This is a genomic window from Acinetobacter kookii (genome assembly GCF_900096895.1).
In the GTDB taxonomy this organism is placed as follows: Bacteria; Pseudomonadota; Gammaproteobacteria; order Pseudomonadales; family Moraxellaceae; genus Acinetobacter; species Acinetobacter kookii.
This window is the reverse complement of sequence record NZ_FMYO01000001.1, coordinates 314,730-330,689: the sequence shown is the minus strand read 5'-3', so window position 1 is coordinate 330,689 and position 15,960 is coordinate 314,730. Positions and strand designations below refer to the sequence as shown.

At 40.4% G+C, this 15,960-nt stretch carries 16 protein-coding genes; 12 read left to right on the top strand and 4 right to left on the bottom strand.

The window, feature by feature from the left end:
• Nucleotides 1-13: 13 nt before the first annotated feature.
• Nucleotides 14-709: an HTH-type transcriptional repressor FabR gene (fabR, locus tag BLP85_RS01640; protein WP_092818410.1), complete on the bottom strand. Its 696-nt coding sequence runs from the start codon at nt 707-709 to the stop codon at nt 14-16.
• A gap of 139 nt (nt 710-848) precedes the next feature.
• Here fabR and BLP85_RS01635 point away from each other — a divergent pair, with 139 nt between their 5' ends.
• From BLP85_RS01635 to BLP85_RS01605, 7 genes are all read left to right on the top strand, one after another.
• Complete coding sequence (locus BLP85_RS01635) at nt 849-1,919, top strand: ferredoxin reductase (RefSeq protein ID WP_092818409.1); 1,071 nt, start codon at nt 849-851, stop codon at nt 1,917-1,919.
• Between the two features lie 14 nt (nt 1,920-1,933).
• Nucleotides 1,934-3,028, top strand: a complete 1,095-nt coding sequence (locus BLP85_RS01630; protein WP_092818408.1) for a fatty acid desaturase family protein — start codon at nt 1,934-1,936, stop codon at nt 3,026-3,028.
• Between the two features lie 588 nt (nt 3,029-3,616).
• Nucleotides 3,617-4,039, top strand: a complete 423-nt coding sequence (locus BLP85_RS01625) for a type IV pilin protein (protein ID WP_092818407.1) — start codon at nt 3,617-3,619, stop codon at nt 4,037-4,039.
• Nucleotides 4,036-4,509 (top strand): GspH/FimT family pseudopilin, encoded by a 474-nt coding sequence (locus BLP85_RS01620; RefSeq protein WP_092818406.1) that lies wholly within the window; start codon nt 4,036-4,038, stop codon nt 4,507-4,509. Before BLP85_RS01625 ends, BLP85_RS01620 begins: the two co-directional genes overlap by 4 nt.
• A gap of 3 nt (nt 4,510-4,512) precedes the next feature.
• Complete coding sequence (locus BLP85_RS01615; RefSeq protein WP_092818405.1) at nt 4,513-5,013, top strand: type IV pilus modification PilV family protein; 501 nt, start codon at nt 4,513-4,515, stop codon at nt 5,011-5,013.
• A 15-nt stretch (nt 5,014-5,028) separates the two neighbouring features.
• Complete coding sequence (locus BLP85_RS01610; protein WP_092818404.1) at nt 5,029-6,420, top strand: PilW family protein; 1,392 nt, start codon at nt 5,029-5,031, stop codon at nt 6,418-6,420.
• Nucleotides 6,421-6,425: 5 nt separating this feature from the next.
• The gene (locus tag BLP85_RS01605; protein ID WP_092818403.1) at nt 6,426-7,598 is read left to right on the top strand and encodes a pilus assembly PilX family protein; all 1,173 of its coding nucleotides are present in this window, start codon (nt 6,426-6,428) and stop codon (nt 7,596-7,598) included.
• Between the two features lie 184 nt (nt 7,599-7,782).
• Here the strand turns inward: BLP85_RS01605 and BLP85_RS01600 are convergent, their stop codons facing one another.
• Nucleotides 7,783-8,430 (bottom strand): HAD-IB family hydrolase, encoded by a 648-nt coding sequence (locus BLP85_RS01600; RefSeq protein ID WP_092818402.1) that lies wholly within the window; start codon nt 8,428-8,430, stop codon nt 7,783-7,785.
• Entirely contained in the window at nt 8,397-9,605 is a 1,209-nt protein-coding gene (locus BLP85_RS01595) for a DUF1615 family protein (protein ID WP_092818401.1), read from the bottom strand. The genes BLP85_RS01600 and BLP85_RS01595 overlap by 34 nt, the downstream gene beginning before the upstream one ends.
• Before the next feature lie 82 nt (nt 9,606-9,687).
• On the opposite strand from BLP85_RS01595, the gene dusB reads away from it, so the two are divergent.
• Both dusB and BLP85_RS01585 read left to right on the top strand, forming a co-directional pair.
• On the top strand, nt 9,688-10,713 hold the full coding sequence (dusB, locus tag BLP85_RS01590) for a tRNA dihydrouridine synthase DusB (protein ID WP_092818400.1): 1,026 nt from the start codon (nt 9,688-9,690) through the stop codon (nt 10,711-10,713).
• 283 nt (nt 10,714-10,996) lie between these two features.
• Complete coding sequence (locus tag BLP85_RS01585) at nt 10,997-11,617, top strand: hypothetical protein (RefSeq protein WP_092818399.1); 621 nt, start codon at nt 10,997-10,999, stop codon at nt 11,615-11,617.
• A 376-nt stretch (nt 11,618-11,993) separates the two neighbouring features.
• On the opposite strand, the gene BLP85_RS01580 is transcribed toward BLP85_RS01585, so the two are convergent.
• On the bottom strand, nt 11,994-13,037 hold the full coding sequence (locus tag BLP85_RS01580; RefSeq protein WP_092818398.1) for an NAD(P)H-dependent flavin oxidoreductase: 1,044 nt from the start codon (nt 13,035-13,037) through the stop codon (nt 11,994-11,996).
• Nucleotides 13,038-13,256: 219 nt separating this feature from the next.
• On the opposite strand from BLP85_RS01580, the gene BLP85_RS01575 reads away from it, so the two are divergent.
• From BLP85_RS01575 to BLP85_RS01565, 3 genes are read left to right on the top strand one after another with little or no spacing between them, the layout of a single operon-like run.
• Complete coding sequence (locus BLP85_RS01575) at nt 13,257-14,516, top strand: putative DNA modification/repair radical SAM protein (protein WP_092818397.1); 1,260 nt, start codon at nt 13,257-13,259, stop codon at nt 14,514-14,516.
• Complete coding sequence (locus tag BLP85_RS01570) at nt 14,516-15,295, top strand: TIGR03915 family putative DNA repair protein (protein WP_092818396.1); 780 nt, start codon at nt 14,516-14,518, stop codon at nt 15,293-15,295. Before BLP85_RS01575 ends, BLP85_RS01570 begins: the two co-directional genes overlap by 1 nt.
• Nucleotides 15,296-15,347: 52 nt before the next feature.
• Nucleotides 15,348-15,866, top strand: a complete 519-nt coding sequence (locus BLP85_RS01565) for a hypothetical protein (protein WP_092818395.1) — start codon at nt 15,348-15,350, stop codon at nt 15,864-15,866.
• Nucleotides 15,867-15,960: the final 94 nt, after the last annotated feature.

Below are 15,960 nucleotides of genomic sequence, written 5' to 3'. Positions count from 1 at the left end.
ATCACGTTATAGATTATCGAATTTGAGCTTCATCCAGATGACGTGCACCTTCTATAATCATGCGAATCATGATCATGGTTTGTTCGGCAATTTCATTGCGTTCCTTCGCAGAAATATCGATGACCGTTGCACCCATATTGAATACCAGCTGGGTAATGGCTTTAGCGGCAATGTCGGGGTGAGAAAGCCTATTGTTATTGAGGCGTTCCAGACGAATTAAATCTTCCTGCAACTCTTGCTGGAAATAATTTAGCTGGCGTTGCACTGCTGCTTTATAAGACGCAGAACCGGTATAGGCTTCACGCAATAATAGACTTAAATTTCCTTCATCTGCATCTAATTGTTCAATAAAAATTTCGACTGAACTGCGAATAATGCTGTTTTCCTTAGAAGCCTTTAAACGCGCTTGATGCAAAATTTGACGCAATACAATCCCTGCACGATCAATCAATTCAATTGCAAGTTCATCTATATCTTTAAAATGTCTATAAAAACTGTTTGGAGCAATACCTGCCTCACGTGCAACCTCACGTAGGCTTAAGGAGGAGATGCTTTTTTGCGGTCCAATTAAATTCAATGCAGCTTGAAACAGCTCTTCTTTGGTAATGGTTGCTTTTCGGCCCACGGTACGGACGATCACCGGCTCATGAACAAAATTCTGTTTATCAACAGGCGCATCAACACTTTTTTTGATTGAAGACTGGTTCATATTTTTCAAGGGATTAGAAACACAAAAACATTATAGCGGTTGCAGTGCAACTTGGGAAATAATTAGAAATAATACAAATATATATACAAATATATATACATGTGTATAATAATTAAAATTCAATCGCGTGGTACTGACTATGCATGTTGTAGAAAAAATGAAAAAATCTCCCCTGAGTTCACTAGCTGAAAGCGTTATGGATCAGCACGCAGCCAATTTCTGGCTGCAGAAATTCAATACGCTTTGGTCAATCAATCAAGCCTTAGGCAAAATTGTCCAAAAAGAAAATTCTGCACAAAATATGATGAGTTTGACTATTCAAGTGAACCGTCATTTTCAAATGGGGCAAGCAGGGCAGCATCATCCAGTTTTTGTGGAAGTGAATGGTGTTCGCTATGAACGTAGCTATAGTCTGACCCAACTTGATGCGCAACATGTCTTATTAATAGTGAAAAAAGTTGATCAGGGTAAAGTTAGTTCCTGGCTGGTTGAGCAGGCACAAGTCGGCGATATTCTTGAATTTGGGCAGCCTTATGGGGACATGCTGTTACCAGAACAAGCTCAGCCGATGATCTTGCTCGCTGCGGGTAGCGGTATTACCCCAATGTTAAGCTTGCTTAAAGCGCTTTCTAAAACGGATCGTATGACTCAAGCACCTATCCAGTTGTTGTATTGGGTCAAAGAATATGCCGATGCAGCTTTTAAAGCGCGTTTTGAAAAGCTTGCGGAACAATATCCGAATTTCTCATTTCAGGTTTTTTATACCCAGGAAGAAAATGCGGGCAAACGCTTAAACCAGGACCATCTGGCTTTGTTGGACAATATCGAAAACAGTCTGGTGTATGCCTGCGGCCCATCCGGATTTGTTGCACAGGCTGAACAGTTATTTGCCCATGCCCAAAGTTTCAAAAGTGAAGCTTTTAGCATGAGTGCCGTTGAAAGTTCTGGCATGGGCTTTGTTAATGTAACTTTGTTGCAGTCAAAGAAAGTAGTAGCCATTCCTAAAGGGCAGTCTATTTTAACCAGCCTGGAACAGCAAAATATCAGACCTACCCACGGCTGCCGTATGGGCATCTGTAATAAATGTGTCTGTAAGAAAGTTGAAGGTTCAACCAAAAATTTGGTGAACGGTGCTCAAAATTCAGAACCCGGTAATGTCTTAAAAATATGTGTCAATTCAGCGCAGTCTGACCTTGTCATTGATTTATAAGTGAGAAAAATATTATGAATATGCCTGTTAAAATAGAATATTTTAAAAATCCTAAAAATGGTGAGCTCACTCAATCTCAACTAGATGATTTGGCCCGTGAGCTGGATGCCATTAAACAAGAAGTGCTTGATGATATTGGCGAAAAAGACGCGAAATATATCCGTCGTGTTTACTCAACCATTCGTTATGCTTCAATTGCTGGACGTGCCTGTTTATTTGCTGGCTGGTTTCCGCCGGCCTGGGTATTAGGTACAGGCTTACTTGGTTTTGCCAAAATTATGGAAAATATGGAATTGGGTCATAATGTCATGCATGGTCAATATGACTGGATGAATGATCCTAAATTCCATGGCCCAAGTTACGAGTGGGATATCGTCGGCACAGCGGATAACTGGCGTCAAACCCATAACTACAAGCATCATACTTATACCAATATTAAAGGGATGGATGATGATATCGGTTATGGCTTGCTGCGTTTGTTCCCTGAACAGCGCTGGAAACCAGGCTATCTTTTACAGCCGATTTATGCGATTCCATTTTGTCTGTTATTCCAGTGGGGTGTAGCCATTCAAAATCTGGAATTGGGTAAAGTTTGGTTTGGGCGCAAGAGTAAACAGGTACTCAAAGAAGAGTGGAAGCCACTCCAAAAGAAAATCGGTAAACAATTGTTTAAAGATTACGTTTTCTTTCCATTGATTGCGGGTCCAGCTGCTTTACCGGTATTTACCGGCAATCTGGTTGCGAATGGGATCCGTAACATCTGGACTTTCAGTATTATTTTCTGTGGTCATTTCACTAAAGATGTGGAGGTTTTTCCGAAAACGGTACTGGAAAATGAAAGTCGCGGACATTGGTATATGCGTCAGATTCGTGGTTCATCCAATTTGACAGGTTCAGAAGCATTCCATATTTTGACCGGTCACTTAAGCCATCAAATCGAGCATCACTTATATCCGGACATTCCGGCACGCCGTTATCGTAAAATGGCACCTAAAGTTCAGGCAGTATGTGAGAAATATGGTTTAAATTATAATAATGCCAACCTGTTTAAGCAGTATGGCAGTGTAATTAAACGTATTGCTAAATACGCTTTTCCATTCAAGAAGTAAATAAATTTAAATAGGTGGAAGAATCATTAAAGTTGTAAAAGCGATTTGAATTGCGATAAGACATGATTTTTTCATCTAGGCAAATTTTTAACTAAAAGTGACTTTGAAAGAGTCACTTTTTATATTTGAGGAATAGATCAAACATTTAATTCATACAGTAGACTGTTTCAAACAATACTTTTTTTAATTTATTGGTGAATTTTTTTTCAAAAAAACATGAAATTTATTATTTTGAGCATTTTTGCTATTGTTTATTTTTGAAAATAAAAGTTAGTAAAAATTAATCTCTTATACATATCTTATTATAAAAACACTTTCAAACTATTTTGCTGAAAAATTCATATATTTTTTATTTAATTTTTACATCCTATTGAAAAATAGAATTAAATTATTAATTTAACATATTTTATGAGAGCTAAATGTAAGGATTATTTTAATTTTAAATACAAGGTAAAATAATAATAATTATCATTTATATTTATGATGGGGTGTTTGTAAAGTAAAAAATGAGCATTTATACAAATTAAACCTTAATTACTTTATGGTATTTTACTTACAGATAGTTACAGACTGTAAGAGATTAATAAAATGTATACTAATAGACAGATCATTCATCATTCTAAGCAGTCCGGTTTCACACTTATCGAATTAATGGTCACTGTTGCAATTATTGCAATTTTAGCAGCGATAGCACTCCCAAGTTATACGAAATATATTGTGGCAAGTCATCGTACAGAAGCACAGTCCGCAATGTTAAGTTTAGCCCAGTATTTAGAAAGTAAATATAACGCGAGTTTTAGTTATCCAGCGGAAGCAAGTATTCCTGCCAGTTTAAAGAATCCTAGCAATGTGTCTGCCTATTATACGATTTCAGTCAGTATCGCGAATGCCTCGCAGACTTACACCATTACAGCAACACCAACCAGTGCTCAAAATGATTCCATGTGTGGCACGCTCACACTGAAGGAAGATGGTACAAAAACTCCAACAACATCAGGGTGTTGGAAATGAAAAAACAAAGCGCATTCACCCTGATTGAATTTATGGTTACCATAGCAATTTTGGCAATCATTGCCACTTTGGCAGCACCAAATCTAAGTCAGATGCTTCACAATACTAAAGTGAATACGAGTAGTGGAGATATTTTGAGTTTTCTACAACAATCGCGAACAGAAGCGATTCGACTCGGTAAAACAGTGATTGTATGTGGGAGTTCTGATGGTTCAAGTTGTCTATCAGCAAACAAAACAAATTGGTCAACTGGTCTGATTGCTACGCATTCTGGTTCAACTACTCCTATTCAGAAATTGACTTTTGACAGTTCTCAACTTTCTATTACTGGTCCTGAAACAATAACCTTTAACACCTTCGGATCAACAACTGCTGAACATGAAATAACAGTTACTATTCCAGATGCAAATACCTATTCTGTGTGTGTAGAAGTCATTGGTAGAGCGTTTAAAAGTAAATCGGGGTGCTAACTTATGCAAAAAATGAACTTACAACAAGGTTTTGCACTTTTGGAAGCATTAATTGCGATGTTTATCACCGCTGGTGTGCTATTGGGGCTGGGGGTGTTACACATAAAATCTGTGCAGCAGAGCGCGCTTACAACACAGCGCACGATTGCAAGCATTCAAGCCAATGATTTAATTGATAGAATGTGGGCCAGTGTCTGTTCTTTGGATAACAGTACAGGTCAACCTGATACGACAAAAGTTAATGCAATTAAAACACAATGGGAAAATCGTTGGAAAGTGACGGGGAATACAAGTAGCTTTGTTAATGGGCTGACTACCGAGCAGATTGCTTTACATAACCGTATGAATGGCTGGTTGGGAAATCTTGAAATAGTTGATTCAACCAAACGACGTTATAAAATAACGATTGAATGGGAAAATAAAAAAGCGAAATGGTATGAAGCTAATCCAGCAGATAAAGAAAGCTTTATCTATTATTTTTCAGTACCAAAATGTGAAGTTTAATTGGGGGAACATCGTATGAAAAGAAAAATAGCAAGTCAGCGATACTCTCAAGCGGGAGTTTCTCTGATTGAACTTATGGTGGGGTTAACGGTAGGTTTGATTATTACCGCAGGTGCATTCACAGTCTTGTTTTCCAATCAGAAACTCATTCTTGAAAAAGATGTGATGGACCGTTCACAAGAGAATTTTCGCTTTGCTTCGACAACGATTACACGCTTAGTAAGACAAGCCACTTCCTTTGGATTCCCTGCAAATAATAATGAGTTAATTGTATATTTTGATAGTTCACAAAGAGATTGTTTAGGTGAGACAAATCATTCCTCTGTAAATACATTTAAGCTAAATACAGACAATGAACTTATTTGTGAACTTGTTTTGAATGATGGAACCACACAAACCGTTACCTTAGCAAAAAATGTTTCGGGATTAAAATTTGCTTATGGGATTCAAAATGGAACTGGTACTACCCCTTTAGCGTATCAACCGTATTTAGATTCTAGTGATGCAATCAATTCTACTGTTGATGGCGTGTGGGGAACAATAACCAGTGTATTAACCCAAATGAGTATAAACGATGGCAGTGCTCAGCAGCCCACTATTGACTTTGTTGCGACCTCTCACCTTCGGGCAATGACTCAATTGGCTTCGACGGGAGGAACTAGCCTTGTAAATCCATCAACAGGTGGTAACGGTAACGGTAACGGTAACGGTAACGGTGATGGTAACGGTAACGGTAACGGTAACGGTAACGGTGATGGTAACGGTAACGGTAACGGTAACGGTAACGGTAACGGTGAAGGTACTCCAGCACAATGTTCTAGCACAATGTTAGCGAATCTTGATGTTTCTGGGACTGGATTTAGCACGGCTAAATGGAATGCTATCTCAAATCCAACTATTGCCAATGGTCAAAGTGTTTCGGTAAGTGTAGCTACTGGTGTCGCTATTACAGGTTGGAAAATACAAAAGGATAGCTCAGGTTTTAATGATCTACAGATGACGAATAGCTTTACGCTTCCAAGCGGAAACAAACAACCCATGAGCCTTACAGTGAAATGTGGTGAGTACGTTTCAAGTCCAATTAATTTTGTCACACCTAATTGTCCTAGTGATGTGTTGGGCAAGATTAATGTTACTTACGATGGTAATGTGACTAAAACGTGGAGTGCATTACCAGCAACTACCAGTGGCATTAATAATAAATCTACAGTTAAAGTTGATGTAAGTCAGGTTGTAGATAAAGGGGATTGGAAGCTTAAATGGCAATATAATAATGGTGATAGTAATATTGAACCGTTGACAAATTGGTCATCTTGGACATCTGGTCAATTACAAGGTAATGAGAGTGTTACATTGACATTACAATGCGGTAATGAAAATCCTAGTGTACGTAAGGTGTCGAGGTAATAGCCATGAAAAAACAACAAGGCTCTGTCCTTATTATTACCGTGGTGGTGTTATTTGCAGCGACCATGATCAGTCTTTATGCTATGCGTGGTACGATCTTTCAAGATAAAATGACCGCCAATATAAACAATAAAGTCATTACGACCAATGCTGCTGAAGATGGTGCTACACAATTTTTAACTTGGTTAAACGGTCAGTTTAAAGCGTCCGGTGGTGGGTGGCCGACGGGAACAACGCAACAAAACTGGAATACCTCTGCCGGTATTCCAAAGACCAACTCAGGGACATTGACGGTTAATTCGGGTAATAATGGATATTACTGGATTGATCCTTCTAAACATCCTGTGGGTTGTGCAAGCAATCCATGTTGGGATAACACCAATAAAATTGTCACCGTAAAAGTCACGGGCAATTTAATCAAAACCAGTGGAAGTACGACTAAAATTTTGGGCGAAAGCGTTTATCAGATCAAGATTAAGGGGCAGTTTCCTGGTGCTGTAAAATTACCTGACCTTCCAGCTGCTTTGACTTTGGGCGGAACAGTTGGCTCTTTTACCGGTAAAAATAGTAATAATTTTAAAATTGATGGTCAAAATAAACTTGCTATTGCGACTATGAATTCGAGTGCCAGTACTGTGCTAACTGGTATACCTAGCAATAGACGTGATTCAGACCATTATAGTGGGGGTGCTGATTGCCCTACTGGAAGTGGGGCATGTGTGAAAAATACCGACTTGGGTATTTGGGGTGATGCAAATAACGTAATGGCATTGGTTGAATCAATTAAGAATGCGTCAGGTGTAACTTATATTAACGGAAGTGTATCCGGTAAGTTAGCTGACTCTGTTCCATCATGTGCAGGCATTGTCATTATTCGTGGTGATTATTCCCCAAATGGTAACCAGTGTGATTTCAAGGGTGTTCTAATCATTTTAGGGTCATTTAATGGCAATGGTGGTGGTAACACGTCAATTCGTGGTGGAGTCTATGTAGCGAATATTCAGGGAAGTAGTCCAGGTACATATACTTTTGGCAATGCTTCTATGAATCTTAATGGTGGTGGTAACATGTCTATTACTTATGATGCGAGTTTCCTTGGAGGTGACCCTAATAATCCGTTTGCGGGTGGTGGATCAATCAAAACTACAGTATTGGCTTGGAATGAAGTTGAGCTGTAAAAGCTTCTATTTGCACATACTTGCATATAAGCTATCAACTGTTTTTGAAACGAGATGTTGAAATGAATTGCAGCGGCTTTCCGGTTTTTGCCTTGTTAAACGCTACATGTAATTTTTCAAAAGCTAAAAACCCACAATCCATTGTGGGTTTTTTTATTGCATTTGATGTTTAATATTAAAACAATTAAGCCAATTTTTTATGATCTAAAATGGTGGGCAAATGATCAGACTCACCAACCATGTAGCCATGATCAGCAAGCGCGAGCATCTCTTGGTCTTCATGACTATTACCATAAGCATAAATCACAGCATAATCAGCTAAATGATATCTTTCTAAAATTCGTTGTCTTTTCTGTTTCGAACTACAATCGGGTGTGGTGTATTGTCCCGTATAGATATTATTGACTTGTTCAGTATGAGTACAAATTAAATCAATATTGAGTAGCTCACAGACATGTTTGAGATAGACATCGATGGATGCTGAAACCAAAACCACATCATCGCCTAAAGCTTGATGCTGCTTAAGCTGCTTAAGCAAAGGCCGATTTAATTGAGACATTAAACTTGTTGCGTATTCTCGTGCCATTTGTTGCAGTTCTAAGGCATTGGCATTGCTAAACATCGCACGAAACAATCTGGAACGCATGGCAGGTGCAGAATAGACATTCAAATAATAAGCTTGAATCCAGGGCAAAATTTTAATGCCTTGTTTGACAATATGGCGTTTAGATAAGGCGTAAAAGATAAACCCTGTAAAACTGTCCTTTTTACATAGGGTTCCATCAAAATCAAAGAGCGCTAAATTTTTATTCTTTTTGCCCGTTGCATACATGATTGATATCTTCCGTTTACGCGTGTTGCAAACCAGTTGGTATTATAATCACGACTCAGTTTAGGACCAGAAATGACTACTTCAGGCATGATAGCATAAATTGGATCTTTGCCTGTTTTCTCTTGATATAACTTGGTTACAGCACGATAAGTTGCCGTATCTTCGAAACTTTTCTCTTTTTCTTTTTTCAGGTCAGAACGAATTTGCCGTGGTGTCACCAGAATATTGTTGGCTGCAAATACACTGATCAGTTCTCGTTCAGACTGACTGGCTGCAGAACGGATTGAACCATCTTTGGTGTAAAGCAACAAATCGCCATCAAGATCAAGCTCTGTTGCCGTCAAGTCATTGAGCATGCTTTGAAAAGCTGCGTTGCGGCTTGAATACATGCCAGAGTTATAATCTGCAAAACGATAAATCGCTTTATCATAATCGGCAGGGTACATCATCAAACGGTGGATGCCATAATACAAACCGCCATATTGACTATATAAGTCGGTACGTAATTCGGCCATATTGCCGCCTTGGCGTTTATGTTCTTTGGCATAGCCAATATGAACCTGCATAGAACCTAAAGTTGTAATCGGATTTAATTTTTCGCCCATGTCTTGACCGACCAGTTTGGCTGCACCGGTTAAGGCACTGACATGATAATGTTTTGACATATAGTCAAAAATTTCACGATAGAGTTCATCTAATTCACGCTCGGTTTTTACACGACGCATTTGGCTTAAATAATTATTTTCAGGACTGGGCTGATTCTTTAAAACTTGTTGGAAATATCCTGCAACTGTTCCACCAATAGTATCACCTAATTTATCTTTAAATTTTTCATCCAGACGATCTTGAACTTCCTTCACCGCTTTTTCGCCTAAACCGGGAACTTGCGGGTCAGCTACGAAGTTGGATTCCTGATCGACGACGGCAACAATACTGCAAATATTTTCTTTGGTTTGGGGAATACCGAGCTGATCGGTAATGTCGTAAATATCCTTGGCCCAAGAACTACGATCGTTGACGCGGGGTGGAATAAGACGTTTGACCTGATCTTCTTCTAGTGTGGGTTCATTGTTTTTTGACCACCAAGAACCATCGCCGCATGCCACCAGGCTCAAAGACAAAGCCAGAATACTCAAAGATTTAAACCGGGACGAAGTAAAAAGAGTTTTTTTCATAATGATGAAAACATGTTCCAAAAGGATGAGCCTATACAGCAGATGCAGTATACTATGTCAGTCGAAAAAGTGATGAATTTATATGTATATCGGTCCATATCAACTGTCAAATAATTTAATTGTTGCTCCCATGGCAGGTGTTACGGATCGTCCTTTCCGGACGTTGTGTAAATATTTTGGTGCAGGGCATGCGGTCAGCGAAATGATGACTTCAGACCAGACCTTACGCATGAGCAAGAAAAGTCTGTACCGGGCCAATTTTGACGGAGAACTGGCGCCTATTTCTGCGCAGATTGCGGGTTCTGAACCCAACGAGTTGGCGGAAGCGGCACGCTATCAGGTGGCGAATGGGGCGCAGATTGTCGATATCAATATGGGATGCCCGGCCAAAAAAGTCTGCAATAAATTAGCAGGTTCTGCATTATTAAAAGATGAAGATCTGGTGGCACGAATTTTAGATACAGTGGTTGCTGCTGTAGATGTTCCTGTGACTTTAAAGACCCGTTTAGGATATTTAAATGGGCATGAAAATATCCTGCGGGTTGCCAAGCGTGCCGAAGAAGCGGGGATTGCCGCATTGGCTCTGCATGGTCGTACCCGTGAAGATATGTACTTGAATACGGCACGTTATTCTTTGATTAAAGATGTCAAAGAAATGTTGAATATTCCAGTCATTGCCAATGGCGATATCGACAGCCCTGAAAAAGCCAAATATGTGCTCGATTATACGGGTGCCGATGCTGTGATGATTGGACGTGCCGCACAAGGCCGCCCCTGGATTTTTCGTGAAATTGCACATTATTTAAAAACAGGCAAACAGCTTGCAGCACCCAGTATTGCTGAAGTCAAAGATGTGTTATTGGGACATTTATCTGAACTGTATGACTTCTATGGTGAATACTCAGGTTGCCGTATTTCGCGTAAACATATTGCCTGGTACACCAAAGGTTTGCGTTCAAGCAATGAATTCCGCCAAAATATGTATAAGGTGGAAAGCACGACTGAACAGTTTAATGTCGTAGAGGACTATTTTAACCAGCTTCTTGCTCAAGGTGAAATCATGAGTGATGTACAGGTGGAGCCGGTGAACTTGCTTGAAACCAAATAGTTTTTATTTGTTCTTTATTTCTTCATTTTAAATAGCTTCACTGCTCTTTATTTCAAAGAATTTTATGAAAAAAGAGTAGTGGTTTTTTCTTTATCGAAACTTTTTTGCGTAATTTGTATAACAATATTCAAAGAATTACATGCGACAACATCTCATCACCCAATCAGGACACTTATAAGACAGAGCTGGTCAAAAATTACCTTATGCTAAATTCTTCTGAAGCTCATTAAAGCTGCTTATCTAAAAAATTTGATGATATGGATCTGACAGAAGGAGAAAGAAAATGGTGAATAACAAGAGACCAGTTTCAGAGATTAATCCTGCTTCAACAGAAATGTCTCCAGAACAGGGTGATGCATTCAATCAGGATTCATTGAAATCTAGTCCACCCACACTTGATAGTGCACGTCCTGACCTGAATTCGCCAGCGACTGAAAGTCATCGTGTACCCGATATGAATGAAGCGGGCGATCATCTGGCTGCGACTGGTGCTGGTACTTTGGGTGGCGCAGCTGTAGGGGCTACACTAGGCATGGTAGGTGGACCTCCAGGTGCAGTGGTTGGGGGTATTGTCGGGGGGATTGTTGGTGGCATTGCGGGTAATGACATCGCGCAAACAGCAAATCCGGAAGAGGAAGATGCCTATTGGCGCGAGCAACACCGTGAACGGCCCTATTTCCATGAAACCCGCAATACCTATGCCGATTTAGATTATGATCGTGATTACTGCAGTGCTTATCAGGTCGGATATGGCAGCCGCTCCCAATACGACCCTAATGTCGAGTTTGAGCATGTGGAACCTGAATTGAGAAGCAAATGGGAAAATACCAAGGATCAGTCCCGTCTCAGTTGGGAAGAAGCCAAATATGCGGCCAAAGATGCCTGGCACCGGGCTACCCGTTAAGTTGACATCTGTAAAAAACCTCTCAGATGAGATAATACCAGTCAGTTAAGAAACTGACTGGTATTTTTTTTAAATTCATGATTTTAGTTGATATATGGAAAAGTCATCCGCAATTGTTTGAGGCAGGACTACATTAAAAAGTGATTGTTTCTGCGACAAATTTGCTAGTTGATGGTGGTTGACGAGTTTTGCGGATGACAAATGCCTTTGGTTACTTTGGGCGAAACCAAAGTAACAAATGAGCTGCAAGAATTTGATTTAAAACGATAAGACTCCGCCATGAATTACTAAAAATTAAGGAGTTTATTTCTAAACTCCTTAACTGACCAGCATTACTCAGATGAGAGGTTTTTTATAATCTGTCTATGCCGTAAGCTTAGGCCTGACTGATTTCCAGAACCAGTTGATTGATTAAATCTGCAGCTTCGATCTCCCGAATCTGGGCAACATTGGTTCCCGCCCAAAATGCTCCAAAACCATGGTCACCTTGTGCAGATGCTGCGGCATGCAACTGTTTCCCCAAGTCATAGCAATAGGGGTAGGTGGCGACTGGAGGACGTTCAGGCTGATCGATTTGGGTATGCCAATGATTAATTAAACCCCGAGCAGGCCGCCCCGAAATGCTGGCCGTAATTTGGGTAATCGGTTTGCTAAACAGGGCTTGCCGATAGGCTGTGTTGGCATTGGAGCTTTTGCACTGTACGAAAGCAGTGCCCAATTGGACAGCTTCAGCGCCTAACTGCATTAACAGTTGGGCCTGCGTGCCATTCATAATCCCGCCAGCAGCCACAACAGGCTTGCTACAGTACTGTTTTAACAATTGCACCAGATCGGAAGTTTTGACGGCACTGTCAAATGTTTCATTAAAAATGCCACGGTGTCCACCCGCTTCAATACCTTGCGCAATAATGACATCAATGCCGGCAGCTTCAATCTGCAGCGCTTCAGCCAGATTGGTTGCTGAAACCATCGTCATGATACCTGCCTGTTTTAAGGCCTGAATCTGGTGTGCATGCGGAATGCCGAAATGAAAGCTTACTGCCTGAGGTCGAGTTTCTAAAACCAGGTTTAAATAGTCATCGTTATCAAGAAAACTGGGATAAATACATTTTAATTCTGTCGGCGGAGTTGCATGATACTTCTCGAATTGAGGTCTTAGGTATTCAATCCATTGTTTGGCAATAGTGGGGTCAAGTGCTGAACTTTGATGGCAAAAGAAATTGACCTGAAAGGGTTTATGCGTAAGGGCTTGCGTTTCTAAAATTTGTTGACGCGCTGCCGCAACGGTACTGGCACCCAAACCCAATGAACCCAAACCACCTTGATTGGAAACCTCCGCAGCCAATTGAGGAGTAGAAACACCCGCCATCGGTGCGAGGAAAATAGGATGTTTAATCTCAAGTTGTTCTAATAAAGTCATATTTGGCTCCTATGCATATCATCACTTTGCCCAAGCCCTATAAATTAAGCAAATAATATTCGTTATTTTTTTATGAAATAAAAAGTTTTTTACAACTAAAAATAAATGAAAATGAAATGATAAATAAAGCGTCAAACTATGTCGCATAAAAGATCAGTGTCCATGCTGCTTGAGTTGAAAATTTTATAATAGCTATTCATTTTTTAGCGCTGATTACACATGTCTGATCGTATCCGTGAAAAACTGCAAATTTTAGCCGATGCTGCCAAATATGATGTCTCCTGTTCCTCAAGTGGCAGTAACCGAAAAAATAAGGACAAAGGCCTAGGGAATACCGGTTCGGGTATCTGTCATAGCTATACCGAAGATGGTCGCTGTGTATCTTTGCTTAAAATTCTGTTTTCCAATGTCTGTATTTATGATTGTGCTTACTGTGTGTCACGTCGTTCCAATGATGTAAAACGGGCGGCTTTTACCGTGCAGGAAGTGGTGGATTTGACCATGAACTTCTATCGCCGCAATTATATTGAAGGCTTGTTTTTAAGTTCGGGAATATTCAGGTCGGCTGATTACACTATGGAGCGCATGCTGCAAGTGGTGAAAAAATTACGTCTGGAAGAAAATTTTAACGGTTATATTCATTTAAAGGCCATTCCTGGAGCATCACCGGAAATCATTACTGAAGCGGGGCTATATGTCGACCGGATGAGCATTAATTTAGAAATGCCGACTGAAGCAGGCTTGCAAAAATTCGCTCCTGAGAAAACACATGCCGAAGTACAGAAAGACTTGGGTATTGTGCGTGACCGTTTAATCCAGTTTAAAGATGAACGCAAGATGATTCGCTCAGTTCCTGCATTTGTTCCTGCAGGGCAAACCACGCAAATGGTGGTGGGAGCACATAGCGAAAGCGATCAAGACATTATTTTAATGGCAGACCGGCATTACAAAGAATTTAACCTGAAACGGGTGTATTACTCGGGTTATATTCCAATTAATGAACAGGAAAAAGCCTTGCCGGCGATTGGTTCAGCACCACCCTTATTAAGAGAAAATCGGCTCTATCAAAGCGACTGGCTGATGCGTTTTTATGGTTTTGAGGCGACAGAACTGGTCGATGAAAAACACCCCAATCTGGATCTGGATGTTGATCCCAAACTGGGATGGGCATTGAGGCATCCTGAACAGTTTCCTGTCGATCTGAACCGGGCAGATTACCGCATGATTTTACGTGTTCCGGGTATTGGCGTGCGTTCAGCGAAAAAAATTGTACAGGCTCGTCGCTTTGGCAAAATCCACATCGATCAACTGAAGCGTATGGGCGTTGCATATAACCGTGCGCAGCATTTTATCCGCTGTGCCGATACGCCAAAATTTATTAAGGAGCAGTTGCCCGGCCAGATTCGGAGCCAGATTTTGCAGTCGGGACAGTCCAAATATGTGCAGCAGTTATCGCCACAACTGGGTTTTGCTTTTTAATGGCAACTTACTGTTTTGATGGCAGCATGACCGGTCTGTTGAGCTGCGTGTTTCGTGCCTTTCAATTTAAAGAATTTCAGGTGCAGGTAACGAGCAATCCGCATGCACAAAAGGGTCTGTTTGATGATTTTATACAGGTGGCATCGAATGAAGAACATGCCCAGCGGGTCTGGCAAGGATTGAAGCAAAAAACATCGGGTCAGAGTCAGCGTAATTTTTACTATACTTTTCTCTCTGAAAATCCAATCGCTCATCAGCACCTGTTTAATTATTGTCTTTATGTTTTTCAAAGTCGCTACAAGGTTGACGAAAACTATGGGCATGCTGATGTGCTGGCTTTAGCGCAATGGGCAAAGCAGGTAGGTCGTGAAAAGCATCGTATGGAAGCCTTTGTGCGCTTTAAAAAATGTCAGGATGGTCTGTTTTTAAGTCTGGTTCGGCCTGATTTTAATGTGTTGCCGCTGATTGAACGGCATTTTAAGGCACGTTATCAGGATCAACGCTGGCTGATTTATGACGAAAAGCGTAAATACGGCATTTATTATGATTTGCAAAATGTGCATCAAATCGAAATGAATGCTCATCAGGTCGATGCCACACTGGCGAGTGGCTATAGTCAGGCATTTACTGTAGAACTGGACGAACAGGAATTACTGTATGACCAGTTGTGGAAAGATTATTTCCGCAGTGTCAATATTCAGGTTCGGCAAAATATGAAACTGCATATTCAGTATGTGCCGAAGCGGTACTGGCGTTATATGAATGAAAAGTCAATTTAGCTGAAGATTTCAGGCATACTAGTGCAAGATTTAGTGATGAGGACAATTTATAATGAAGCCGTTCATTTTGGCGACTTTAATTTCAAGCGTAATAGTTTCAGCATGTTCATCTTCCGAGCAGCAAAAAATCCAGATTGATCCTCAAAAATATAAGGTGCAGGATGCGGCAAGCTTGCAGCAGCGTTTTGAAAGCTTAAATCAGCAGCTATCCAAAGATTATCAGGCTTTTAAAAAAAGCAACAATATTGCCTTTTCAGACCAGTCGCTGCTTGATGTAAACCAGTTGCAGACTTTGAACCTGCATGCGGTGAGCAGTACTTCTTTAAAACCGGTCAAACAGGCATATTGTCAAATGATGAATGGCTATTTTGCCGAGATGTACCAGTTGGGCCATCAAAACCTGAATATTATCGGACAGGTGAAATTACCCCACGCGCAGGGTGAAAACTTAAGCAAAAATTTTGTAGATGCAGACCAGTTTTATGACTTTATTTTAAACCGTTATACCTCATACCGTCAGGCTCAGGAAATTATGGGCTTTGGCTGTAATTTAAAAGCGGCGCTGCATTAATTAAAAATAGCATAAATCAAAAAAAGCCCATCGTTGGATGTAATGCTGATCAGTTAAGGAGTTTAGAAATAAACTCTTTAATTTTGGGTAATTC

Coding starts and splice junctions, on each gene's coding strand:
- BLP85_RS01595 (WP_092818401.1), bottom strand. CDS start 9,605: ATGAAAAAAACTCTTTTTACTTCGTCCCGGTTTAAATCTTTGAGTATT.
- fabR (WP_092818410.1), bottom strand. CDS start 709: ATGAACCAGTCTTCAATCAAAAAAAGTGTTGATGCGCCTGTTGATAAA.
- BLP85_RS01585 (WP_092818399.1), top strand. CDS start 10,997: ATGGTGAATAACAAGAGACCAGTTTCAGAGATTAATCCTGCTTCAACA.
- BLP85_RS01630 (WP_092818408.1), top strand. CDS start 1,934: ATGAATATGCCTGTTAAAATAGAATATTTTAAAAATCCTAAAAATGGT.
- BLP85_RS01620 (WP_092818406.1), top strand. CDS start 4,036: ATGAAAAAACAAAGCGCATTCACCCTGATTGAATTTATGGTTACCATA.
- BLP85_RS01605 (WP_092818403.1), top strand. CDS start 6,426: ATGAAAAAACAACAAGGCTCTGTCCTTATTATTACCGTGGTGGTGTTA.
- dusB (WP_092818400.1), top strand. CDS start 9,688: ATGTATATCGGTCCATATCAACTGTCAAATAATTTAATTGTTGCTCCC.
- BLP85_RS01565 (WP_092818395.1), top strand. CDS start 15,348: ATGAAGCCGTTCATTTTGGCGACTTTAATTTCAAGCGTAATAGTTTCA.
- BLP85_RS01610 (WP_092818404.1), top strand. CDS start 5,029: ATGAAAAGAAAAATAGCAAGTCAGCGATACTCTCAAGCGGGAGTTTCT.
- BLP85_RS01575 (WP_092818397.1), top strand. CDS start 13,257: ATGTCTGATCGTATCCGTGAAAAACTGCAAATTTTAGCCGATGCTGCC.
- BLP85_RS01580 (WP_092818398.1), bottom strand. CDS start 13,037: ATGACTTTATTAGAACAACTTGAGATTAAACATCCTATTTTCCTCGCA.
- BLP85_RS01625 (WP_092818407.1), top strand. CDS start 3,617: ATGTATACTAATAGACAGATCATTCATCATTCTAAGCAGTCCGGTTTC.
- BLP85_RS01615 (WP_092818405.1), top strand. CDS start 4,513: ATGCAAAAAATGAACTTACAACAAGGTTTTGCACTTTTGGAAGCATTA.
- BLP85_RS01600 (WP_092818402.1), bottom strand. CDS start 8,430: ATGTATGCAACGGGCAAAAAGAATAAAAATTTAGCGCTCTTTGATTTT.
- BLP85_RS01635 (WP_092818409.1), top strand. CDS start 849: ATGCATGTTGTAGAAAAAATGAAAAAATCTCCCCTGAGTTCACTAGCT.
- BLP85_RS01570 (WP_092818396.1), top strand. CDS start 14,516: ATGGCAACTTACTGTTTTGATGGCAGCATGACCGGTCTGTTGAGCTGC.